This window comes from Jeotgalibaca dankookensis (genome assembly GCF_002005405.1).
Classification (GTDB): domain Bacteria; phylum Bacillota; class Bacilli; order Lactobacillales; family Aerococcaceae; genus Jeotgalibaca; species Jeotgalibaca dankookensis.
Window position 1 is genome coordinate 1,104,361 of sequence record NZ_CP019728.1, and the last position, 24,201, is coordinate 1,128,561.

At 37.5% G+C, this 24,201-nt stretch carries 26 protein-coding genes; 4 read left to right on the forward strand and 22 right to left on the reverse strand.

The window, feature by feature from the left end:
• Positions 1 to 58: 58 nt before the first annotated feature.
• The 16 genes from BW727_RS05450 to BW727_RS05525 form a co-directional block, all read right to left on the reverse strand.
• Positions 59 to 295 carry a DUF1146 family protein gene (locus BW727_RS05450; protein ID WP_062467846.1) on the reverse strand — a complete coding sequence of 79 codons (237 nt, stop codon included), beginning with the start codon at positions 293 to 295 and terminating at the stop codon, positions 59 to 61.
• Between the two features lie 222 nt (positions 296 to 517).
• Complete coding sequence (locus BW727_RS05455) at positions 518 to 1,477, reverse strand: IS30 family transposase (RefSeq protein ID WP_077795676.1); 960 nt, start codon at positions 1,475 to 1,477, stop codon at positions 518 to 520.
• Positions 1,478 to 1,575: 98 nt separating this feature from the next.
• Positions 1,576 to 1,998 (reverse strand): F0F1 ATP synthase subunit epsilon, encoded by a 423-nt coding sequence (locus BW727_RS05460; RefSeq protein WP_062469120.1) that lies wholly within the window; start codon positions 1,996 to 1,998, stop codon positions 1,576 to 1,578.
• Between the two features lie 4 nt (positions 1,999 to 2,002).
• A complete protein-coding gene (gene atpD / locus BW727_RS05465) occupies positions 2,003 to 3,424 on the reverse strand; it encodes a F0F1 ATP synthase subunit beta (RefSeq protein ID WP_062469138.1) in 1,422 nt (473 codons plus the stop codon).
• 17 nt (positions 3,425 to 3,441) lie between these two features.
• On the reverse strand, positions 3,442 to 4,365 hold the full coding sequence (locus BW727_RS05470) for a F0F1 ATP synthase subunit gamma (RefSeq protein ID WP_062469117.1): 924 nt from the start codon (positions 4,363 to 4,365) through the stop codon (positions 3,442 to 3,444).
• Between the two features lie 11 nt (positions 4,366 to 4,376).
• Positions 4,377 to 5,894: a F0F1 ATP synthase subunit alpha gene (gene atpA / locus BW727_RS05475; RefSeq protein ID WP_062469114.1), complete on the reverse strand. Its 1,518-nt coding sequence runs from the start codon at positions 5,892 to 5,894 to the stop codon at positions 4,377 to 4,379.
• Positions 5,895 to 5,913: 19 nt separating this feature from the next.
• The gene (locus BW727_RS05480; protein ID WP_062469110.1) at positions 5,914 to 6,219 is read right to left on the reverse strand and encodes a F0F1 ATP synthase subunit delta; all 306 of its coding nucleotides are present in this window, start codon (positions 6,217 to 6,219) and stop codon (positions 5,914 to 5,916) included.
• A gap of 1 nt (position 6,220) precedes the next feature.
• Entirely contained in the window at positions 6,221 to 6,727 is a 507-nt protein-coding gene (gene atpF / locus BW727_RS05485; RefSeq protein ID WP_062469107.1) for a F0F1 ATP synthase subunit B, read from the reverse strand.
• A 32-nt stretch (positions 6,728 to 6,759) separates the two neighbouring features.
• Positions 6,760 to 6,972 carry a F0F1 ATP synthase subunit C gene (gene atpE, locus BW727_RS05490; protein ID WP_062469104.1) on the reverse strand — a complete coding sequence of 71 codons (213 nt, stop codon included), beginning with the start codon at positions 6,970 to 6,972 and terminating at the stop codon, positions 6,760 to 6,762.
• Between the two features lie 24 nt (positions 6,973 to 6,996).
• Complete coding sequence (gene atpB, locus BW727_RS05495) at positions 6,997 to 7,707, reverse strand: F0F1 ATP synthase subunit A (protein WP_062469101.1); 711 nt, start codon at positions 7,705 to 7,707, stop codon at positions 6,997 to 6,999.
• 322 nt (positions 7,708 to 8,029) lie between these two features.
• On the reverse strand, positions 8,030 to 8,665 hold the full coding sequence (upp, locus tag BW727_RS05500; protein WP_062469099.1) for a uracil phosphoribosyltransferase: 636 nt from the start codon (positions 8,663 to 8,665) through the stop codon (positions 8,030 to 8,032).
• 64 nt (positions 8,666 to 8,729) lie between these two features.
• Complete coding sequence (glyA, locus tag BW727_RS05505; RefSeq protein ID WP_062469096.1) at positions 8,730 to 9,959, reverse strand: serine hydroxymethyltransferase; 1,230 nt, start codon at positions 9,957 to 9,959, stop codon at positions 8,730 to 8,732.
• A 68-nt stretch (positions 9,960 to 10,027) separates the two neighbouring features.
• Positions 10,028 to 11,047: an L-threonylcarbamoyladenylate synthase gene (locus BW727_RS05510; protein WP_062469135.1), complete on the reverse strand. Its 1,020-nt coding sequence runs from the start codon at positions 11,045 to 11,047 to the stop codon at positions 10,028 to 10,030.
• 59 nt (positions 11,048 to 11,106) lie between these two features.
• Positions 11,107 to 11,964, reverse strand: a complete 858-nt coding sequence (gene prmC / locus BW727_RS05515) for a peptide chain release factor N(5)-glutamine methyltransferase (protein ID WP_062469093.1) — start codon at positions 11,962 to 11,964, stop codon at positions 11,107 to 11,109.
• Positions 11,951 to 13,030 carry a peptide chain release factor 1 gene (gene prfA, locus BW727_RS05520; RefSeq protein WP_062469090.1) on the reverse strand — a complete coding sequence of 360 codons (1,080 nt, stop codon included), beginning with the start codon at positions 13,028 to 13,030 and terminating at the stop codon, positions 11,951 to 11,953. Before prfA ends, prmC begins: the two co-directional genes overlap by 14 nt.
• A 50-nt stretch (positions 13,031 to 13,080) precedes the next feature.
• The gene (locus BW727_RS05525) at positions 13,081 to 13,653 is read right to left on the reverse strand and encodes a thymidine kinase (RefSeq protein ID WP_062469087.1); all 573 of its coding nucleotides are present in this window, start codon (positions 13,651 to 13,653) and stop codon (positions 13,081 to 13,083) included.
• A 221-nt stretch (positions 13,654 to 13,874) separates the two neighbouring features.
• Here BW727_RS05525 and BW727_RS05530 point away from each other — a divergent pair, with 221 nt between their 5' ends.
• Together BW727_RS05530 and BW727_RS05535 are read left to right on the forward strand one after the other, a co-directional pair.
• Positions 13,875 to 15,218: a Mur ligase family protein gene (locus BW727_RS05530; RefSeq protein ID WP_062469083.1), complete on the forward strand. Its 1,344-nt coding sequence runs from the start codon at positions 13,875 to 13,877 to the stop codon at positions 15,216 to 15,218.
• A complete protein-coding gene (locus BW727_RS05535) occupies positions 15,219 to 15,881 on the forward strand; it encodes a type 1 glutamine amidotransferase (RefSeq protein ID WP_062469080.1) in 663 nt (220 codons plus the stop codon).
• A 26-nt stretch (positions 15,882 to 15,907) separates the two neighbouring features.
• On the opposite strand, the gene BW727_RS05540 is transcribed toward BW727_RS05535, so the two are convergent.
• The 5 genes from BW727_RS05540 to BW727_RS05560 all read right to left on the reverse strand — a co-directional run bounded on the left by BW727_RS05540 (position 15,908) and on the right by BW727_RS05560 (position 21,809).
• Complete coding sequence (locus tag BW727_RS05540; RefSeq protein ID WP_062469077.1) at positions 15,908 to 17,716, reverse strand: ABC transporter ATP-binding protein; 1,809 nt, start codon at positions 17,714 to 17,716, stop codon at positions 15,908 to 15,910.
• Positions 17,713 to 19,446, reverse strand: coding sequence for an ABC transporter ATP-binding protein (locus tag BW727_RS05545; RefSeq protein ID WP_062469074.1), 1,734 nt, complete (start codon positions 19,444 to 19,446; stop codon positions 17,713 to 17,715). The genes BW727_RS05540 and BW727_RS05545 overlap by 4 nt, the downstream gene beginning before the upstream one ends.
• A gap of 14 nt (positions 19,447 to 19,460) precedes the next feature.
• Positions 19,461 to 20,084 (reverse strand): TetR/AcrR family transcriptional regulator, encoded by a 624-nt coding sequence (locus tag BW727_RS05550; RefSeq protein ID WP_062469071.1) that lies wholly within the window; start codon positions 20,082 to 20,084, stop codon positions 19,461 to 19,463.
• A gap of 160 nt (positions 20,085 to 20,244) precedes the next feature.
• Positions 20,245 to 21,429, reverse strand: coding sequence for an AI-2E family transporter (locus tag BW727_RS05555; RefSeq protein ID WP_062469068.1), 1,185 nt, complete (start codon positions 21,427 to 21,429; stop codon positions 20,245 to 20,247).
• A gap of 20 nt (positions 21,430 to 21,449) precedes the next feature.
• Positions 21,450 to 21,809, reverse strand: coding sequence for a PTS glucitol/sorbitol transporter subunit IIA (locus tag BW727_RS05560; RefSeq protein ID WP_062469065.1), 360 nt, complete (start codon positions 21,807 to 21,809; stop codon positions 21,450 to 21,452).
• 119 nt (positions 21,810 to 21,928) lie between these two features.
• Between BW727_RS05560 and BW727_RS05565 the strand changes: the two genes are divergently transcribed.
• A complete protein-coding gene (locus BW727_RS05565; RefSeq protein WP_062469062.1) occupies positions 21,929 to 22,954 on the forward strand; it encodes a lactonase family protein in 1,026 nt (341 codons plus the stop codon).
• Between the two features lie 52 nt (positions 22,955 to 23,006).
• On the opposite strand, the gene BW727_RS05570 is transcribed toward BW727_RS05565, so the two are convergent.
• Entirely contained in the window at positions 23,007 to 23,513 is a 507-nt protein-coding gene (locus BW727_RS05570) for a PTS sugar transporter subunit IIA (RefSeq protein WP_062469059.1), read from the reverse strand.
• 296 nt (positions 23,514 to 23,809) lie between these two features.
• Here BW727_RS05570 and BW727_RS05575 point away from each other — a divergent pair, with 296 nt between their 5' ends.
• The gene (locus BW727_RS05575; protein ID WP_062469056.1) at positions 23,810 to 24,181 is read left to right on the forward strand and encodes a DUF4828 domain-containing protein; all 372 of its coding nucleotides are present in this window, start codon (positions 23,810 to 23,812) and stop codon (positions 24,179 to 24,181) included.
• Positions 24,182 to 24,201 lie beyond the last annotated feature (20 nt).

A 24,201-nucleotide genomic window follows, 5' to 3' on the forward strand; every position in this document is an offset into this window, starting at 1 on the left:
TCTAAGCGATTTTCATTTAATTAGCCATTTAAAGTTTACCTTTGTTCATATCTTTTTTTTAATTGGCGAATAGGAACGCTAAACTTCGGGATAGTGACGTAAATTCTAAAAAAAATGAACTTACATTGTATCCTAAAGCAATTGCTGTGAAAAAATAAAGCAATCTTGCTTGTGGAATTTTATTTTTCCTTATCCACATCTCAATTCGCGTTGCTCGCAATGCCCAAAAAGACAAAAAAATAAATACCATGTGGGAGATAATTTCTAGTATACCGAGTGAAAGTAGTATGTTCATCTTTCAAACCTCCTCATAGTCTTAGCCCATACTACCATAAAACCGAACAAATAAAAATAAGAAACTCTTTAATATCAGTATAAAGGTGTTTTATTCCATTAAAAAACTTAACTATAAAATTTTAAGTAAGTGTTTTCAAGCTACTAATCACTAGTTTCCTATTAAAAAAAATTAGAAGAAATCAACGAATTGATTTCTTCTAATTTTTTATTTTTTGATTTGTCAATTTAAGCTAGACAAAGTAGATTCATTTATGTAACTCAAAAATACTTCCAGCGGCGTCTGGTATGCCAAGGATTTTCGTGGGATATTATTTCGCTTGTTCGCAACCGATGAGACAAATGTTTGGTCCACTTGATTGAAGTCCATTTCTTTTGGCAACCCATCTTTTCGCAGCAATCCGTTGGAGTTTTCATTTAATGCGCGCTGTGATGGCGTTCCAGGATCGGCAAAATAGATGGCGATATCATGTTGGTTGCTTAGGTTTTTCCAATTGGAGAATTCTTTTCCACAATCAAAGGTGATGGACTTAAATAGATGTCTAGGAATCGATTCAAACCACTGATTCAGTGTATTCTCGATATCGTTTGCCTTTCGCCCATGGGGCTTCAAGGTGATAATGACTTTGGAAAGTCGTTCTACCAAGGTGATGACGGCACTTTTGTGATGGACACCAACAATAGTATCACCTTCGATATGACCAAATTCTTCCTTGAATACCGGATAATCCTTTTCCCTTTCAACGATATTCCTCTTGAAAGCCTGTTTTCCCCGACGTTCTTGATGGCCGTTTGGTTTCCGCTTTCCCTTCATGGGTAAAGTTGTTTCATCGAATATCTTTTCTTTGAAGCGACGATAGAGCGTCCGCATGGAACATGCGATTGGCATTTCTTGGCGACCAATGATGACATCTGGCGTCCATCCCTGTGCAATTTTTTTATTGATGTACACTTGTTGTTCCTCGGGCAGGATTATCTTGTGCCGTCCACAACGCGCCTTGTTTTTCTTATATTGTCGGTAATAATCCAAGGCCGTATGGCCTTTCTTCAGGAAGTTGATGACGTTGTAGATGGTCATTCTAGAACGTTTTAACTGAGCCGATATTTTTGTTACAGCGATATTTTGGTGGTAGTAAGCCTCTATCATCACTAGTTCATCCATGGTAAGATGGGTGTAGGTCATTCGTGATCACTCCTTTGTATTCTTTGGTAGGAATTACAATTTGAGTGTACCACGAATGGCTTATTTATTTGTCTAGCTTAATTTTACAATCGGCGTTTTTAATACTTTTTATTATAGACTCCAATACGGTTAATCGCTTTTGCAAGCGACGCACGGGCACGTTGGAATTCTTTAGTATTTTGTGTTTCACGTATTTCAGCTAAGGCGTCTTCAGCCTCGCGTTTAGCTACTTCTGCTCGGTCTAAATCAATATCCCGTGATCGTTCAGCGGTATTCGCAATAATGTTCACTTGATTATCACGCACTTCCATAATACCACCACCGACAGCAATATAATTTTTATCATATCCCTCTGTCAAACGCGTCACTACCAGCTCACTAATTGCTAGCGGAACAATGATTGGTGTGTGGTTGGCTAAAATGGTAATACCGCCATCAGGTGTTCGAGCATCAACTGCTTTCGCGCGATGTTCAAAAACAGTTCCATCCGGTGTGATAACTGATACGTGTAGTTCAGCCATATCCTTACACCCCTTTATAACCTAAATTCTTTGCCTTTAATAATACATCATCAATCGTACCAACATTTCGAAAGGCTTCTTCAGGGACATCATCATGTTTCCCTTCAATAATTTCCTTAAAGCCTCTTACCGTCTCTTCAACGGTTACATAAGAACCTGGTATACCTGTAAAAGACTCGGCTACGTGGAAATTTTGTGATAAGAAAAATTGAATTCTTCTAGCACGGCCTACGATTTCTTTCTCATTCTCAGACAATTCGTCCATACCTAGTATGGCAATAATGTCTTGTAACTCATTATAACGTTGGAGAATAAATTGTACTTCCGTTGCAACATTATAGTGCTCTTCACCGACAATTTCTGGAGAGAGACCACTTGAAGATGAACCTAATGGATCAACGGCTGGATAAATCCCTTGTTCGGTTAAACGACGCTCTAAGTTTGTAGTAGCATCTAAATGGGCAAAAGTAGTGGCAGGAGCTGGGTCTGTGTAGTCATCCGCCGGTACATAGATCGCTTGAATCGATGTAATCGATCCATTTTTTGTAGAAGCAATCCGCTCTTGCAGTTCACCCATTTCAGTTGCTAGTGTAGGTTGGTACCCAACAGCTGAGGGCATTCTTCCGAGCAGCGCGGAAATCTCTGAACCAGCTTGTGTAAATCGGTAAATATTATCGATAAACAAAAGCACATCTTGTTTTTCTTTATCGCGGAAATGTTCTGCCATGGTTAAACCAGTCAAAGCCACACGCATACGTGCTCCTGGTGGTTCATTCATTTGACCAAATACCATCGCTGTTTTTTTGCCCACTCCAGACTCTTGCATTTCATTGTAAAGGTCATTTCCTTCACGTGTACGCTCACCAACACCGGTAAAGACCGAAATCCCACCGTGTTCTTCAACGATATTATGAATCAGTTCTTGGATTAAAACTGTTTTCCCTACCCCAGCACCACCAAAGAGACCAACTTTACCACCTTTTAAATAAGGTGCTAATAAATCTATCACTTTTATACCTGTTTCGAGAATTTCATAATTACTACTTAATTCATCATAAGTTGGTGCTAACTTATGGATTCCTTCGCGTGGATAGTCATCAGGAAATTCAGACTTCAAATCGATTGTGTCTCCCAGGACATTAAATACTCTTCCTAGTGTTTCTTCCCCTACAGGAACCCGAATTGGTTGCTTGGTATTCAAAACTTCTTGCCCACGCTGTAATCCGTCCGTTGACTGCATCGCAATCGTCCGAACAGATCCTTGTGCAATCTGTAAGGCTACTTCTAAAACAACCTTTTCAACGGTTCCATCTGGACGCTCTTTTTTTATTACTAAAGCATCATGGATTTTTGGTAGTTCTGTGTCTAGGGGAAAGTCGACATCAACGACAGGCCCAATAACTTGAACGATATGTCCTTTTTCCATTTCTATACGCATCCCCTTTATTTCTCTTCTTGTGCACTTGCACCAGAAACAATTTCCGTCAATTCTTGCGTGATAGCAGCTTGACGCATTCTGTTTTGTTGCAAGGATAGTCGTTTAATTAAATCACCCGCATTGTCTGTCGCGCTCTTCATCGCTAGCATGCGAGAAGCATGTTCCGATGTTTTAGCATCGATGATCGCACCATAAATCAGACTTTCTGCATATTGCGGCAGTAATACTTCTAAAATATCTTCTTCTGTTGGTTCAAATAAATACTCGACTTCATATTCTTGCGTTTCTGACGTATCGAGGTCAGACAATGGTAACATTTTTTCAGCTCGAAATTCTGAAGACATTGCGTTGATATGATGCGTATAACAAACGTATAGTTCATCAAACTCGCCATCTCTATAGTAATCGACGAGTAGTGTCACAATATCTCGAACGTCTCCAAATGATGGTTGGTCTTTTAAATCTTCAACCACATGAGCAACATGAATGTCACTTTTTTCTAAATCTCTCGCTAATGTTTCACCGATTGTAATAACCATATACTCTTTAGGTAACTCATGGTCGTCTAAAATCATTTTACGTGCATGTTTAAAAATAGACGAGTTATAACTTCCAGCTAGACCTTGATCCGTTGAAATAATTAAATAGCCAGTCTTTTTCACTTCACGTTCAATTAATAAATCATGAAAATTTATTACTTGTTGACTTTGTGCAACTGCATGGCCACTTTCTTCTAATAAAGATAACTGGCCGCCTGCGATATGAGTCACCATTTCTCTAATTTTACTTGCATACAGCTGGTATCGCTTGACCTTCTCTTCTGACCGATTCAGTTTTGAAGCGGATACGAGGTGCATAGCATTAGTGATTTGACTTGTTTTTTTTGTAGAAGCAATGCGCTTCTTTAATTCAATTAATGACGATGCCATTTCTTCACCTCTTAAAGACTATGTGGTATAAATCCGGATGCAAATGCTTTGATAGCCGCAAACAACTCAACTTCTACCTCATCTGTCAATTTTTTGGTTGTAACAATTTCCTCAATGACATGCGGAACAGCGAAATGTAAATTGGTCATTAATTCTGACTCGAAACGAGGAATATCTCTAACTGGCACAACATCTAAGAACCCTTTTGTAAGAGCGTATAAAATAATTACTTGCTCTTCCATAGGCATCACTTGGTGCAGACCTTGTTTTAATACTTCAACTGTTCGGTGGCCACGGTTTAATCGTTGTTGAGTAGAGGCATCTAAATCGGAACCAAATTGCGTAAAGGCTTCTAACTCTCGGAAGGTTGCTAAATCTAAACGGAGTGTTCCAGAAACCTTTTTCATGGCTTTCGTTTGTGCAGATCCACCTACACGAGATACTGATAAACCTGCGGAGATAGCCGGACGTATTCCAGAAAAGAATAATTCACTTTCTAGGAAAATTTGACCATCCGTAATAGAAATAACGTTGGTAGGAATATAAGCAGAAATATCACCCGCTTGTGTTTCCACAATCGGAAGTGAGGTAATGGAACCTCCTCCTAAAGCATCACTCAGTTTTGCAGATCGTTCTAGTAAGCGTGAGTGTAAGTAGAAAATATCTCCTGGATAGGCTTCTCGACCAGGTGGCCGTTTGAGAAGTAAGGACATTTCGCGATAAGCTGCCGCTTGTTTAGATAAATCATCATAAACAATTAAAACATGTTTCCCTTCATGCATGAACTCTTCTGCGATTGCAGTTGCTACATAGGGTGCAATATACAGCATAGGTGCTGGGTTAGAAGCACTCGCTGATACAACAATCGTGTAATCAAGCGCTCGGTATTTCTTAAGTGTCTCGGTCATATTCCGAACTGAGGATTCTTTTTGACCAATTGCTACGTAGATACAAATAACATCTTTGCCACGTTGGTTTAAAATAGTATCCATTGCAATGGTTGTCTTTCCAGTCTTACGGTCACCAATAATCAACTCACGTTGTCCTCTACCAATTGGCACAAGCGAATCAATCGCTTTAATCCCAGTTTGTAAAGGCTCTTCTACTGGCTGTCTGTCCATAACACCTGGCGCTTCATTTTCAACTGGACGTTTTTTGGAAGTCTTAATAGGGCCTTGGCCATCAACAGGATTTCCAAGTGCATCTACTACGCGTCCAATTAAGGCATCCCCAACAGGAACTTCCATGATATGTCCGGTCCGTCTAACTGTTTCCCCCACACGAATATTAAAGTATTCACCAAATATGACAATTCCGACGTCTTTTCTTTCTAAGTTTTGGGCCATACCAATGGTCCCATCTTCAAACTCGAGCAGTTCCCCACTCATAACATTCTCTAAACCAGTCGCACGAGCAATTCCATCTCCTAGATAGGTCAGTTTTCCAATTTCCTCCATTTCTGAAGTCGATTGAAAAGAGCTGATTCTTTGCTTGATCAAAGAATGTAAATCTTCTTTGTCTAATGCCACATTCTTCACCTCTTCAATCTTATTGGTCTTGTAATATATGTTTCTTCATTTGTGATAATTTATTACGTAATGTGTTGTCGTAGGAAAAATTATCTGATTCGAGGTTTACTCCGCCGAGTACAGACTCATCGACAACTTCAATAACTTCGTATTCATCCGTGTAATTTATCTTATTGAGGAAAGCTGTAACGATGCGTTCTTTTTGCTCAGGACGTAATGGAACGGCTGATGTCAACTTAATAATTTTAGACTGATTTTCAGGTTCAAGTTCATCTAAAAATTCGTCAATGTAACTATCAATAAGAGATTCTTCAATTTTGTCCATATTATTTTTCCAGTCCTTCGATAAACTCATTAACCAATCGATCTTGATCTTCTGAACTCAATTCTCTGCCAATTATCTTTTCAGCAAGTGCAATCGATAACCCACTAATTTCAGTTCGCATACTTTGGAGCATACGTGTTCGTTCAAGTTCAACTTCTTGTTCAACTTGTTTTCGAATCCGTTGTGCATCTTCGTTTGCTGTTTTGATAATTGTTTTTTGTAATTCTTTACCTTCAATTTGTGCTTTACTTAATAATTCATTTGCACTATTACGTGCTTCTCGTAACTGCGCTTCTGTTTCGGCACGATCTCTCAAAGCAATTTTTTTTGCTTCTGATGCTGTATCTATGTCAGAATTAATCGTCTTTTCTCTTTCTTCCAATACATTCATTAGTGGTTTCCAAGCAATACGCTTTACTAGCCAAAGTAATAATAAGAATGAAACAAGAGTAACGATTGTATTTCCCAGTGCTGTGGAAGTAGCTCCCAGCAACATTAGTGGTTTCATATAAACCCTCCTATTTATGTATCATTCTTTTTTTATTGAAAAATTAGTAAGAATGCGATAACGACTGCCATAATTGGAACAGCTTCAATCAGTCCGACACCGATAAACATTAGGGTCTGTAAGCGACTTTGTAATTCAGGTTGTCTGGCAATAGCTTCAATTGTTGTAGAAATAACTCTCCCGTTACCTAATGAAGCACCAATTGCCGCACCGGCAACTGCTATGGCTGCTGCTATAAAATTCATTTCGATTTCCCCTTTTTATTTAAATTAATGTTCGATTTTATGAGATAAATAAACCATTGTTAAAGTTGTAAATACAAAAGCTTGAATAGAGCCAATGAATACTGAGAATCCTTGCCAAACCATTTGTAGAGGAATACCAATAATCCAAGTCCACGGTCCAAAACTTAATGCCAGTGATGCTATTAAACCGAGTAAAATTTCACCCGCAAAAACGTTACCGTATAAACGCAGAGCTAAAGTAAGCGTATTTGTGAATTCTTCCAAAATTTTAATTGGGAATAATGCTGGCACAGGACGTATGTAGCTATTCATAAAGTAATCTTTAAAACCTTGTTCACGTACTCCATAGTAATGTGTCATTAAAATAACCAATAGTGCAAGAGCTAATGTGACAACCGGACTAGCGGTAGGACTCTTAAAGTAAGAAAAACCACCTATGTTTATAACCAAAATTAATCCTACGATATTTGCTACCCATATGAATAAAAAGAGAGTAAAACCTAGTAGATAAAATTGTTCGCCAACTTTCCAATCCATTGAACTGGAAATCATATTCTTTACAAAATCTGCAATATATTCGATAGCGAGCTGTGCTTTCCCAGGCTTAACAGACAATTTTCTTGTCGTGATATAGGAAAAAAGAAGGATAATTATACACGTTACAATAACACTGATGATGATACTCAAATCAAAACCAATTCCCATAAACTCAACAATAACAGATTCGTGTTCCAATCGTTTCACCTCTTTTCAACCAAATTAAAACAAACCATAAAAAGACACACTAAATAAAAGCGGCTTGCTTGCTTGCTCAATGATATCATCTTGTCGTAACATTTTCAAAGTTTTTTGAAAAAATTAAGAAAATTTCTTTACTATAACATATAATAATATTGTTTAAAAGCATTGTGACAAGGTTATTTGTAATTTTTATCTGCAACATCATTTCAATCCACTTCATAATGTGGATTTAGTCATAGCTATTTAATGACATTATCATTTATTGACAAAATAAAAAAGAGGGAAAGAATCGCTTTTTTTCCTCTTCGATGTTTAACTATTTCGTTCCAAATAGACGGTCACCAGCATCTCCCAGACCTGGAAGAATATAACCAATTTCATTTAATCGATCATCCAAAGCAGCAACGACGATTTCTACATCCGGGTAAGCATCATTAAGTGCTTTAACTCCTTCAGGTGCTGCAACAAGACAAACAAATTTAATATTTGAAGTTTTAGCTCCTCGTTTTTCAAGCGCTTCGATTGCAGCAATAGCTGATCCGCCTGTAGCTAACATAGGGTCAACAACGAATAATTTACGTTCAGAAATGTCTGCTGGTAATTTTACGAAATACTCATGTGGTTGAAGTGTTTCTTCATCTCGATATAACCCAACATGGCCTACTTTCGCAGCTGGTAACATTGCTAAGAAGCCGTCGACCATCCCAATTCCCGCACGGAGAATAGGAATAATAGCAACTTTTTTACCACTTAACGTTTTTTCTACTGATTTTACAAGTGGTGTTTCAATTTCAATATCCTCTAAAGGCATATCACGGGTGACTTCGTATGCCATTAGCATCGCAATTTCACTTACCACTTGGCGAAAGTCCTTTGTTCCTGTTTCTACTCTACGAATAATTGTCAATTTATGTTGAATCAACGGATGATCCATTACTGTTACACGTCCCATTTGTATTCCCCTCTCAGTTTTCACTTGTTACATTGTATAAGATTACCAGCCATTTTGCTAGGTATTATTTACTTTTTTCGTATAAGCTAAAATTCTCTGTTAATTCATGTACGGAATTTCTGATGGCTTCTAATTGTTCGGGCTTATCTCGATTTTCTAGTGTCTCAATCATCAATTCGGCAACTTGCACGGCTTCTTTCCTACCAAATCCGCGCGTAGTTATGGCTGGTGTTCCAATTCGAATACCACTTGTTTTTGATGGTGGTAATGTATCAAAAGGAATCGAATTTTTATTAACAGTGATTCCTACTGAATCAAGTAACGTTTCTACTTCTTGACCATTTAATCCAAACTCTGAGACATCCAGTAACAGCAAATGATTGTCTGTTCCGCCACTAATCACTCGGAATCTGGACTGTTTTAAAACTTCTGCCATTGCCTTAGCGTTTTCGACTACTTGACCGATATATTCCTTAAAGGAAAGGTCCATTGCTTCGTTGAACGCTACTGCTTTTGCGGCAATTACATGTTCCAAAGGCCCGCCCTGGATTCCTGGAAAAACAGCGGAGTTTAATTTTTTCCCATATTGTTTTTTGGCCATAATAATTCCACCACGTGGACCTCGTAAGGTTTTATGAGTCGTCGAAGTAACAACATCGGCATACGCTACCGGATTTTGATGGTGTCCTGTTGCGCAGAGTCCAGCAATATGAGCCATATCAACAAGTAATTTAGCGCCTACTTCATCTGCTATTTCACGAAATTTTTTGAAATCAATTTGGCGGGAATAAGCACTAGCACCTGCAACAATCAATTGCGGTTTTTCTTGGATCGCGATTTCTTTTACTTTTTCATAATCGATAACTTCTGTATCTTTATCAACCCCATACGATACAAAGTCATACGTTTGTCCACTAAAATTAACTTTAGACCCGTGCGTTAAATGTCCACCATGATTAAGGTCCATCCCTAATATTTTACTACCTGGTTCCAGAAGCGCCCGATAGGCGGCCATATTCGCTTGACTGCCAGAATGGGGTTGTACATTGGCATACTCTGCTTGAAATAGTTCTTTTAATCGATCGATGGCTAAATTCTCAATCACGTCCACAAACTCGCAGCCACCATAGTAACGTTTACCTGGATAGCCTTCTGCGTATTTATTCGTTAAAATACTTCCTTGCACTGCCATTACCTCTTCTGAAACAAAATTTTCGGATGCAATCAACTCAATCCCATTTTCTTGTCTTAACTTTTCATTTTCTATTGCTTGGAAAACTTGCTTATCATACATCTTATCACTCCTGAAATAATCATTTTATTAAAATACGATTAGAGCTCGTGCCAAGTATAGCACAGAACCTATTCTGGATAAATGGTTGTTGCAGCTTTTTCTAGTCGATTCATAACGGCAATTCCAATTCCCTCTTTAGGATAGACTTCGGCTAAGATGATATCAACGTCTTGACCATCAAAATAACGTAACCCTGCATACAATTTTTTCGAAGCTAGCATCGGTTCTTTTATAGAACCTAGTGAATAAACTGACAGTTCTGATTTTTCTGTCAGTTCAGCTATTTTTTCATCAGAAGCTAGAATACCAATTCTTTTATTTTTTTGCAGGAGCTCCTTAATCTTTCCTTGCCAATCACTTTTTATTAAGACGACAGGTTGTTCTGGTGAGTAATGGATATATTTCATTCCAGGTGCTTTGGGGGCACCTTCTTGATTTTTCTGGCTTACTTCGTGATTCATCCAAACTTTCTGATCAATAACGATTTGAATTTGTTCTCGAGTAATGGCTCCTGGGCGCAAAATAATTGGCCCTCTTGAATCAGTCAAATCAAGAACAGTTGATTCCACACCGATATTGGTCTCACCGCCGTCTACAACCCCTACAATTTTTCCTTCAAGGTCGTGTAATACATGTTCTGGTTTAGTCGGACTGGGTTTTCCTGAGGTATTCGCACTTGGCCCTACTAGGGGAAATCCAGCTTCTTTAATTAATTGTAAAGTCATTGGCTGATCAGGCATACGCAAAGCGACTGTTGTTTGATTGCCAGTTACAGATGGCGCAAAGATATCTGGTTTAACATTGAAAATCAATGTTAAAGGACCGGGCCAATAAGCACGCATCAATTTTTTTGCCATAGGAGAAACCTCGGCCACATAAGAGGCAATGTCATCTGAAGCAACATGAACAATCAAAGGGTTATCACTAGGTCTTCCTTTTACTTGGTATACTTTTTTTACAGCAGCATCATCTGAAGCAATTGCTCCCAGCCCATAAACTGTTTCGGTTGGAAAAGCGACTAACTCCCCTGCTTTCAAATAATGACTCGCTTCCTCTAAATTTTCAGAATGAAACAATTTTGTTTTCATTTTTCTTAGTCCTTTCTCAAAAAAAAACCAAGACAAATGTCCGGCTTTTTTATAGTGCATCATTTTACAATTAACATACGATCTAATCCGTTAATGTCTTGTTGGATCAAAACTTCTTTATCTGGAAAAGCTTTTTTATAGAGTTCTAAGAGTTTTTCCCCTTGTTGAAAACCTATTTCCATAAATAAACAACCATCCGTTTTTAAAGAAAATGGCAATGAATAAGCTAGACGCTCATACAAGCTCATTCCTTCATTTCCGGCAAAAAGTGCTGAATGTGGTTCATACTCTAACACAGATTCATCCATTAATTCCGTTTCGCTATAACTGATGTAAGGTGGATTGCTAATAATACAATCAAAGGTTTCCAAAGAAACTGGTTCTAGTAAATCGCCTTGTAAAAAACGGATATCTAATTGATGATTTCTAGCATTTTCTTCTGCGACTCGCAAGGCTTTCTCAGAAATATCAGTTGCCGTTACACTATCTTGGTTTCGCTCATGTTTCATCGTAATGGCAATTGCACCGGAACCAGTCCCAATGTCTAATGTCTTTAGAGGTTGCGTTCCCACTTTTTTATTCAGGTGTGTCAGTGCTATTTGGACTAACTCCTCTGTTTCAGAGCGCGGAATGAGCGTATCCGAATTAACCTTTAGAGGGAGGCCATAAAACCATTCTTTTCCTACAATATACTGTACGGGTTTTCCTTCAATAAATTGGTTCAAATCGTCTAAATATTGTAAAAATATATCTTCGGGCATCTCTTGGTTCAGATGCTTAATAAAGTCTGTTTTATTCCAATCCAAACGATCTAATAACAAGCGTTCAGCTACGTAGGTATGTTTATTATTTAATTCTAAATAACGCGCACCTTGTTGAACCGTTTGTTGATAGGTTCGCTTCCTAAGAATTTCCATCGTTAATCTTCTCCAACTTCTCAGCTTGATCTGCTAATATTAGCGCGTCAATAATTTCATCTAACTTACCACTTAGTATTTGGTCTAATTTTTGAATCGTCAGTCCAATTCGGTGATCGGTCACTCTATTTTGTGGGTAGTTATAAGTTCTAATCCGTTCAGAACGGTCTCCTGTCCCAACGGCTGACTTTCTACTAGCATCGTACTCAGATTGTGCCTCAGAAGAGAGCTTGTCTGACACGCGCGCGCGTAGGACAGTCATAGCCTTTTCGCGATTCTTTAATTGTGAGCGCTCATCTTGCATAGCAACAACAATACCTGTTGGAATGTGCGTTAATCGTACAGCAGAAGCAGTTTTATTAACGTGTTGTCCACCCGCTCCTGAAGCGTGGTAAATATCGACCCGGATATCTTTATCCGCTATACTCACGTCTACTTCTTCCATTTCCGGCATAACCACAACCGTTGCAGTTGACGTGTGCACCCGTCCTTGTGATTCAGTTGAAGGGACACGCTGAACGCGGTGTGCGCCACTTTCGTATTTCAATTTTGAAAAGACATTTTGGCCGGTAATCATTAAAGTGATTTCTTTATACCCACCAATACCAGTAATATTGGCATCCATCACCTCAACTCGCCACCCTTGGGATTCAGCAAATTTGCTATACATTTCAAACAAACTCCCAGCAAATAAAGCGGCTTCGTCTCCACCTGCTGCGCCACGGATTTCCATGATAATGTTTTTATCATCATTTGGGTCTTCAGGAAGCAACATAACTTTAATTTGTTCTTCAAGCTCTTCTATTTCAGTTTTTAAATCACTTAGTTCTTCTTTAGCTAATTTGGCCATATCGTCATCTAAGCTCTCTGACAATAATTCTTCTGTTTCCGCCAGTTCTTCTTGGATTCGTTGATAACGACGAAACACTTCAACTTTTGGTCGGAGATCGGCCTCTTCTTTTGTAAGTTCCATTAAGCGTTGGGTATCCGAAATAACTTCGGGATCACTTAGTAGCTCGGAAAGTTCTTCATACCGAATAATAAATGTATCTAGTTGCTCAAACATATTTTTCAAAACCCTTCTAATTTTCGAATACTGGCATCTTTCAGCTTACTTCACTTCAGTGGTGGATGGAAGTAGTGGTTACGACAAACGGGTATGTAGGCTTCATTCCCACCAATTTGAATTTGTTCACCTTGGTAAACAGGCTTGCCGTTTACAAGTCGCATATTCATAATTGCTTTCTTATGGCAGTACCAGCAAATTGTTTTAATTTCTTCAATTTTATCTGCATACAAAAGTAAATATTTTGACCCTTCAAAGAGTTCATTAGAAAAATCATTTTTTAAACCAAAAGCCATAACAGGTATATGCAGTTTATCAACAATATTAGCTAACTGTAACACATGTTTTTTTTGTAAGAATTGCGATTCATCAACCAATACACAAAAAGGGGTAGTAGTTTGTTCTTCTACAATTGCATACATATCTGTTTCCGAATAGACCGGAATAGCTGCTCGTTTTATGCCAATACGGCTCGCTACAACGCCTATTTTATCACGGTCATCAACAGCGCTGGTAAAAATTAAAACTGTTTTATCTTGCTCTTCATAATTGTGGGCTACTTTTAAAATTTCAATTGTTTTCCCACTATTCATTGCTCCGTATTTAAAAAATAATTGCGCCATTTTACACCTCGTTACCATTTTCGGTCAATCTTATCTTGTAATATAATAGTAATAAATACTCTTAAAGTCAATCATCCAGTCTGTCAGAGTCAGGCGCTTTTATTAAATTTTATTAAAAACGAACGATTATTACCAATTATAAAGAAGAGGGACTTCCAGATGGATTGCCTTTTATGCTATGATGTCTAAGAGAATTTTTTTTACATAGAGGAGAGATAGATTTGAGTATTAGGGGAGCTTTGGCCGTCACAGTTGGAAAAGGAACACAGTGGGCTTTACGTACATTTACAAAAGGTGGCACAAGCCTACCAGGCAAATTGGCAGCTAAGATTGACCCTGGTGTGCTCGCTCAACTCGCAAAAGATTATGAAGTTGTTATTGTAACAGGAACCAATGGTAAGACACTCACAACTTCATTAACCTACCACGTTCTCAAACAAAAATATCCAGACATCGTGACAAATCCGACCGGTGCGAATATGGCCCAAGGAATTGTCTCAACCTTTTTAGAAAAAACGTCAGGATCCGGGAAGAAAATTGCAATTTTGGAAGTAGATGAAGCCAGTTTGATTCATGTGACAAAATATATTAAACCGCGTTTTATTGTAAATACCAACGTTTTCCGTGATCAAATGGATCGCTTTGGTGAAATATATACCATATACGATAAAATGGTAGAAGGTGCAGCCTTAGCACCAGAGGCTGTAATTATAGCCAACGGCGACAGCCCTATTTTTAACTCAAGAAAATTAGTAAACCAAAGTATTTATTTTGGATTTAATCACACTGATGACGGGGAAACGATGGCTCATTACAATACAGATGGCGTTCTATGTCCAAACTGTCATAGTATCTTACATTATAAATTTAATACTTATGCCAACCTAGGTAAATACTATTGTCCAAACTGTGATTTCAAACGTCCAGAACTAAAATACCAAGTAACGGCAATCGAGAATCTCGATTACAAATCTTCTAGTTTCCAAATCGATGGGTATCCTTTCCACATAAAGGTTGCAGGACTCTATAATATTTATAATGCATTAGCAGCCTACTCAGTTGGACGCGAATTTGGTTTATCACCTGAAGAGATTCAAGCAGGTTTTACTGAAACCCAACAGAAATTTGGCCGACAAGAAACGATTAAAGTTGGCGACAAACTCATTATTTTAAACTTGATTAAAAACCCAGTTGGACTGAATCAAATTATTGCCTTACTTAATTATGAACGCGATCCATTTTCTGTCAGTTTGATTTTAAACGATCGCCCTGCTGACGGTACCGATATTAGTTGGATTTGGGATGGGGAGTTCGAGCGATTAACTGATTTTAATATCCCTTATGTAGGTGTGAGTGGTATTCGTCGTGATGATATGGAATTACGCTTAAAGGTCGCTGGTATATCTGAAGCAACGATGGAAAAAACAGAATCCATCGGTGACGTCATTAATTCTTTCCAGCATGCTCCAACTGAAAAGATATATGTCATGGCTACTTACACTGCTATTTTGAATTTACGCAAAGAATTAGCCGATCAAGGCTATATCCAAGAGAGGATGAAATAGTTGAAACTCAAAATTGGACACTTGTATGGGAACTTGTTAAATACCTACGGCGATAATGGAAATCTATTGATGTTACAGTATATCGCTCGTCAAAAAGGTTTAGAAGTGGAAACTGAAATTGTAAGTTTAAACGATTCATTTAACGCAAGTGATTATGATTTAGTATTTTTTGGTGGCGGTCAGGATTATGAACAACTGGTCGTTTCCCACGATATTCAAAATAAAGCGAATGCTATCAAAACTTATATTGAAAATGATGGGGTTCTTTTAGCGATTTGTGGTGGCTTTCAACTTCTTGGTCACTACTATATTAACTCAGCTGGTGAACGCTTAGAAGGAATTAGCGCTCTTGATCACTATACATTAAACCAAGAAAACAGTCGTTTTACAGGTGATATTACCATTTATGATGAAAAAACTGGAGATACTTATCATGGTTTCGAAAATCATAACGGTCGCACTTTCCTAGGGGAAGGGGCTCAGCCACTTGGTATTGTCAAAAAAGGAACGGGTAACAATGAAAAGGACAATACGGAAGGTGCACGCTATAAAAATGTCTTTTGTTCTTATTTCCATGGACCTCTATTAGTCCGCAATCAACATTTAGCAGAACGATTAATTGAATTAGCTATAAAAAATAAAGAAAAAAAAGCTGGGGAGTAGTCTAAAAAACTACTTCCCAGCTTTTTTTAAGAAGCTTCGGCATCGGCAAACTGACTGTTATAAAGATCAGCATAGAAACCATCTTGCGCCATCAGCTCATCATGTGTGCCTGTTTCAATAATATCGCCATTATCCATAACGATGATATTATCAGCATCCCGAATGGTGGACAAACGGTGTGCCACAACAAAACTAGTCCGTCCTTCTAGTAAACGACGCATTGCTTTTTGAATCAATACTTCGGTTCGTGTATCGACACTTGAAGTTGCTTCGTCTAGAATCAACATTTCTGGATCAGTGATAAAAGCACGTGCGATTGTCAACAATTGGCGTTGACCTTGCGAAATATTGCTACCATCCTCATTTAAAACGGTATGGTACCCTTCCGGCAAGGTTCTAATAAACTCATCGGCATGTGCCATTCGTGAAGCTGCATATACGTCTTCATCACTTACTTCACCGCGTGCACCGTATTTAATGTTATCGAATATGGTTCCATTAAATAACCAAGTATCTTGCAAGACCATGGCAAAGCGTTTGCGTAATTCATCGCGGTCTATATCTCGGACATCTTGTCCCTCTAAACGGATGCTCCCACCTCTTACATCATAGAAGCGCTCCAATAAATTAATAATTGTTGATTTACCAGCACCGGTTGGCCCCACAATGGCAACCATTTGTCCGGGCTTCACGCGTAAGGTAAAGTCAGTCATTAAATCAGCATCTTCATTATAGCCGAAACGAACGTGGTCAAAGGTAATCTTATCATCAGTCTCTATAATTGGTTGACCGGTCGAGACATCTTTCATCTCTTCTTCGTCGAGTACTTCAAAGATACGTTCGGTTGAAGCGACAATTGATTGGATGGTATTTAAAATATTAGTCAGTTGCTTCATAGGCTCGGAAAATTGGTTGGTATAAATTAAGAAAGCTTGAACTTCTCCCAGTTTTAACACACCATTTGCGACTTCAAACCCACCCATGACTGCCACAAAAACATAACCAAGGTTTTTAACCATATTCATCAGTGGCATCAGAATTCCTGAAAAGAATTGTGCTTTCCAAGCGACATCAAATAACTTCTTATTTTGATCATCGAATACTTGCATGGCGTTTTGTTCACGGTTAAAACTAATGATTTCAGTATGACCGGCAAAGCTTTCCTCAATATGCGCATTCAACAAACCTAACTCACTTTGTTGCGCTTTAAAAAGCTTGCGCGATGTAGGAGCAATTCTTGAAATGATAAATGCACTTAGCGGGATGGTAATCAAGGCAACAATACTTAATTTCCAACTAATCGTCAGCATCATGATTAAAATCCCTACAAACTGCACGACACTCATCAGTGCCTGATTGATGGTTTGCACTAATTGCCGTGCAATATTATCAACATCATTAATGGCACGACTCATAATGTCCCCATTACTATGGGTATCATAGTATTCAATAGGTACACGAGACATTTTTTCTTTAAAGTCTTGACGTAGGTCAAAGACCGTTTTTTGTACAACCCGAACAAGTGTAAATTGCGATATATATCGTAAGGTTACCGTTGAGACGTACAAAATTGCTGCCGTAATTAAAATACGGCGAATTGCTGCAAAATCAATTGGGAATCGTCCATTGTTCATCCCTTCTGTAACACCATCATAAATAACGGTAGTTGCAGAACCTAAAACTCGCGGTGTAAATATTTGAAAAACTGTTGCAACAGCAGACAGAGCGAAAGCCAAGAACATAAGCCAGCGTCTGACCGACATATAATTTAATAAACGTTTAAGTGATCCCCAGAAATTTTTCGGTTTTTCAACTGCTTTCGGTGCGTTTCTCATTGGCCTTCCCCTTCCCTGAATTGAGAGTTCATGATTTCCATGTATGTCTCATTATTTTCTTCTACTAATTCTTCATGGCTACCTTGCCCCACGACGCGTCCACTATCTAAAACAATAATTTCATCTGCGGTCATCACACTGCTAATACGTTGTGCAATAATAACCACAACAGCATCAGTAATTTTTTCCTTTAGGGCATAACGTAAGGCTGCGTCGGTTTTAAAATCTAATGCAGAAAATGAATCATCAAAAACATAAACCGCTGATTTTTTCACAATTGCACGCGCAATACTTAATCGTTGTCTTTGTCCACCAGAGAAGTTACTACCACCTTGTTCGACTTGGTATTCTAATCCCCCATCTAGCTTTTCAACAAAGTCTTTTGCTTGGGCAATTTCAAGTGCTTCCCAAATCTCTTCATCAGTAGCATCTGGTTTCCCATCTAACATGTTGGTGCGAATGGTTCCTGTAAATAAGTTTGCTTTTTGAGGCACATAGGAAATTCGCTCACGAATGTCATATTGTTTTAAATCTTTTACATTTTCGCCATTTAGAAAAACACTACCTGTTGTAGCATCGTATAGTCGCATAATCAAATTAGCCATGGTTGATTTACCTGAACCAGTTCCTCCGATAATAGCTAATGTTTCACCTGCTTGCATATCGAAGCTTACATCGCATAAGACTGGTTTCTCTGCATCGTGAAATTTATAAGTCACATCGTCAAAAGTCAATCGTGCGGATTCATCTGTAAAATCTGTTGTAGGAAAGGTTTTTGAACCATCTGTAATGGTACTTTCCATGGCTAACACTTCATTAATCCGTTTGGCTGAAACTTGTGCTTGCGGAATCATAGTTAGCATAAATGAGAGCATCATGAAACTAAACAGTAACATAGATGAATAACTAATAAAGGCTACAAGATTTCCCACTGGCATATCACCAACTGCTATATACTCGCCACCAATCAAAACGATTGCGATATTAGTAGAACTTAATACCAATATCATAACAGGCATCAGTAAGCTTGTTATAGACATCGCAATAATATTGTTACGCATGAAATCAAAGTTGGCGCCCTTGAATCGCTTCTCTTCATAATCACTTTTATTAAAAGCACGGATAACACGAACGCCGGTTAGGCCTTCACGGAAAATTAAGTTTAAACGGTCAGTCATTTTTTGAATCTTTTTAAATCTTGGAACGGCTGCACTCATAATAATAACCAAGAAAACAATTAGAACCGGTACAGAGATAAAGAAAATACGTGCTAATCGCGGACTTTGAACATAAGAAAGTGTTGCAGCTCCTATCCCCATGATAGGGGCAAACGTCAACATTCGTAACATCATCATAAATACAAACTGAAGTTGCTCAACATCATTTGTGGACCTTGTAATTAGAGACGCTTGGCCGACTTCATCAATTTTATCTTTTGATAGGTACATGACTTTTTCAAAAATATCACTACGCAATGCGCGCCCTACCTTTTGTGACTCACTAGCTGATATATACACACCCGCAATGGCTGCTAAAATCGTAATAACAGTTAAACCAAGCATAATCGCTCCTGTTCGCCAAATATAATTAAAGTCTCCTGTTGCAATACCATAGTTAATAATGTTAGACGTCATATTTGGTAGGTTTAACTCTGCAAAAACTTGGATGACAATAAACAGTATTGAACCAAAAACAGCTTTTTTAGAAATACGTTTTGCTAATTTTAACAATGAAATAGCCTCCTTTATTTAGTAATTCCGTTTTTTAACCAAGATAATTGCTGGTTGACAATCCGTTTTGCTTCTTCTTTGGATAGATTTTGAAGGAAAACGCGTGAGATGGACCAGTGAATCATTTGGAAGGTATAACGGATAAACTCTTGTAACTCTGAATTTGAATCAAAATTTAACTTGGTTTTGTCGATAATCGCTGTTAAATCCTGCAAATTTTTCTCATAGTGTTGAACCGTTTGGGTATGTTGGGCATCAGTATAAATATTACGACTGAGTCGATAAGTCATATTGACAAAAAAATGATGGTAAAACTCTTTATTTTTACCACAAAAATAAGTGTCAAATAAATAATCAAAGGTTCTTTCTAACCCTTTAAATAAATCTCCATTTTCCTTTTTAAAACAATTTTCTACATTTTCTTTTTCATTACTTTTTAGGAGATGAAGGCAGTAGAAGTAAAGGTCTTCCTTATCTTCAAAATATTGATAAAAACTCCCTCTTGAAATGTCGGACTCATGGATAATAGCATTTATAGAAGCATTTTCTAGGGAAAATTTTGAAAATTCTTTGTAGGCGGCTCGCAACAAACGTTCTCTTTTCTCTTTGGATAAATTAAAAAAAGTTTGTTTTGGCATTCTATCACCTTCTTTCAGAATTGATAATAACTTATTTGAATATGACAGGGTGTCGTAATTCGTTTTACAATTATATGACAGCCTGTCACCTGTGTCAATTATAATGCCTTCTAAAAAAATAAAAAAGTTGAGTAAAAAATCTACTCAACTTTTTTTAGAATTATTCATCCGCTTCTGTCTCTATTACTGGTGTCTCTTCTACCTCTTCGTTATAAAGGCCAGATTCTGACTTATACCATTCAAACCCATGCGTAAAGATAACTTTTAAAACAGCATAACCAGGAATTCCTAATACAAAACCAACTAGGCCAAATAATTTCCCTGATGTCAATAAAACAATCATGATGGTAACGGGATGAATGGATAAATTGCTTCCTAACACTTGGGGAGAAATAAAACGTCCTTCCAAAAATTGCTCAATACTAAAGACAATAATAACTTGAATGAGCATCCAAGGAGAATCAACTAAACCAATGATCAGAGCGGGTAAAATTGCAATAAAAGATCCCAAATAAGGAATAATATTTAAGAATCCTGCAATAATGCCCAAAGAAATACCATAATTCAACCCAATAATTGAATAACCAATGACAAACATAATTCCTACACAAGTAGCTACAATAACTTGCCCTTGCACATATTGGCTCACTTGACTATTAATCTCTGCTAATAAGTGACCAAAGGACTCACGTTGTCGATTTGGTAAAAATTGCAGGATTGCTTTCGGTAATTTATGTCCTTCTTTTAATAAGTAGTACAAAATAATTGGCATGGTTATCAATCCAACGAAAACGTTGGTGACGACTCCGACTACCGAAGATAACCATCCACCTGTGTTGGAAAGAGCACCATTTGCCCAATTAGTAATATAGTTTAAAACTTCTGTGTTAATTTCAAGAAGTTGTTTTTGGATATTTCTAAACCAATTATACTCTAGTAAATTAGATAACATTTGATTAATAGTAACCCAATATTCAGGAAACTCTTCAATAAATCCGGAGACTTGTTCTTGAATAACAGGTATCAAAATTGCAAAACCCCAAATTAATAAGACGATAAATATTAAAAAGGCGAATACAATAGCCATACTACGACTAAGGCCTCTACGTGTTGCCCAATTAACAAAAGGATTCATTAAGTAATAAAGAATGCCACTCAAAACGAGTGGAAATCCTAGAATACTAAAAAAACTGGCAATTGGTTGCAACAGATAGGAGACTTTTGAAAAAACAAGAATGATTAATAATATAAGTAAGACAATAATTAGAGACGTTACAAACTTGTTATTGAGTATCCACTGTTCAAACCAAGACAACTTTTTGGGATAGTTTCGGACTTTTTTCATAGTTACGCTCCTTTATTTCTTTAAAGAGATGACTGATAGGTAATAGTCATACCAGTCACAACTTCTGGTAAGTTATAAGGGCTCAAATAAATACTTGTTTCAATTATATTTTGTGGATCGAAAGGTTTAAATACAAAAGTAACATGTCCCAGCGACATTAAATTCGCACTTACACTCTTACCAACATGTGTAATTGTATAGACTTGGTCGCCAAAATAAATGTGGTCACCAATTTGGAGCTGAAAATCACGGATATCTTCTTCAAATCTTTGCAACAATGAGACATCACGAATTGCATCCGTTGCATCTTCACCAAATAAAATGAGGATAGGTTCTTTACTAAATGCATCCTTACCTACATGTACAATTTTACTCTTCATTAATTAAATCCGCCTCCTTGTAATAATAGCTTCATTTTAGCATATCTGTCGTTTAAAGTAAGCTTTGTTTGCTATACTAATATTAGAGGACTTAGAACTATTATTAGGAGGAATTCATAATGTTACACACCTTATACTTAGGATCTTATACGAAACGTGAAAGTAAAGGCGTTCATCAAACTATACTTGATACAGATAAAAAAGAATTAAGTGCGGTTCAACTGATTGCTGAAGTTAATTCACCTACTTATATTACTTTAAATTCGGACAAATCCTCTCTCTATACCGTTTCTAAAGAAGAAGAAGGAGCAGGTTTAACAGCTTTTACACGACAAGAAGATGGACAGTATAAAAGACGTTATAGTAATACAACTGAAGAAAATACACCTTGTTATATCGCTTTAGACGAAGAAAATAATTTGTTATTTACTGCTAGTTACCATGATGGTTATGTGTCAGTTTATAAGGAAACAAAATCAGGGATTGAATTAACGGACCGTGTTCAACATGTTGGTAGTAGTGTTCATGAGAATCAAGATGGTCCCCATGTCCACTATACTGACTATACTCCCGACAAAAAATATTTACTGGTTTGTGATCTGGGGACAGATGCGGTTTATAGTTATAGTGTGTCACAACAAGGTAAGTTAAAGGAGGTTGCACGCTATCAAACCAAACCTGGTTCAGGTCCGCGTCACCTTGTTTTCCATCCAAATGGGCACACGGCTTATCTTTTAGACGAGTTAAGTTCAGAAGTTGAAGTGTTAGAATACCAATCAGAAGATGGAAGCTTGACTTATCAAAGTCGCATATCTATGATTCCCGACAGCCATACTGACTTTAATAGTGGCGCAGCAATTCGTGTAAGTGCGGACGGTAAGTTTGTTTATGCTTCTAATCGGGGACATAATTCCATTGTTGTTTATAAAGTAGCTGATGATTTTTCACTCTCTTTAGTTGAATACAAACCCAGCGAAGGAGATTTTCCACGAGATTTCAATTTAACACCGGACCAAGTCTTTTTAGTTGTTGGACATCAAAATTCTGACCAACTGACACTCTTTGGTCGTGACGACGAAACCGGTAAATTAAATCTTTTACAAAAAGATGTTTATGCACCAGAATGTGTGTGTGTTACTTATTAATAAAAAGAGGTGGTTGGGATTTAATTCCCAATCACCTCTCTTTATTTTACATTTAATTTTTTACGACCGTTCCAACGACACTGTGAGCTTCTACGTTGCCGCTCGCAGTCAGATCAAAACTTTCGACTTTATCCATGTTCGTGATAACAACTACCATCGCGTTATCTTTACCGGCTTCTGCCAATGCTTCCAAATCACAAGTTGCTACGAGTGTTGTTGCTGATAAGACATCGCCCTCACTCACGTGCGTTTCAAAAGGTTTACCATTCAACTCTACTGTATCCAATCCCATATGGAGTAATATTTCAATTCCATTGTCCATTTGAATCCCTACAGCATGCTTAGTTGGAAAGACACTCATCACTTTACCATCTACTGGTGAGTAAATTTGCCCATCCTCTGGTATAACCGCATAGCCATCTCCCATCATTTTTTGTGAAAAAACAGGATCTGCTACTTCAGTAACTGAAATAACACGACCGTTTACGGGTGCATATAAATTTTTCTTTTCAGCTGTTTTAGTTTCTTCTTTTTGTTTCTTCTTGAAAAAATTGAACATACCTAACGCCACCTTTATAATTTTAAGTCAAATTGTTGCATTGTTTCTTATATAGATAATATACCATAATGACAGCATTTTTCCTACCAGCTTGGGTTTCTACTTAAAAAATTATAGCCACTATTAAAAAAAGCATTGTAAACAACTTGAACGGACTCTGCTTCTTTTGCAGCATTTATCCCAAATATGATACTAATTTCCGAAGAACAATGCGTAAATTTGGTTGAGCTATCAGTATGATTTAGCGAAAGAATGAGCTATACTAATCTAGACATGACTATAGAGGGTGAATTTAGATGAATATGAAAAGAATAAGTAAACAACTATTAGTAGGTTTATCTCTAGGTATCGGTATCTTACCAATCATGACCAAAATGAATCGTTCCGCATTGAAAAAAAAGCCACCTACTCCGCTTTCATTATATGACTTATGCGGTGAGTGGTTATCAGCAGATGAAAATACCCTCTCAATTGATAATGAAGCACGTGTATTTTTTAACTTAGAACAGATTCACTTAATTAAAATAAGTGGGCAAGCGAATACACTTGCGCTACAAGATAAGTTTGGTTACTTTATTACAATCGAGAAAACAACTGAGGATACTTTAATTTACTACGATGAGGCCGAGGATGTATCCATTACTTTTATGCGAAAAAGAAGCAGTTAGGACTTTTTTTGTCCTAACTG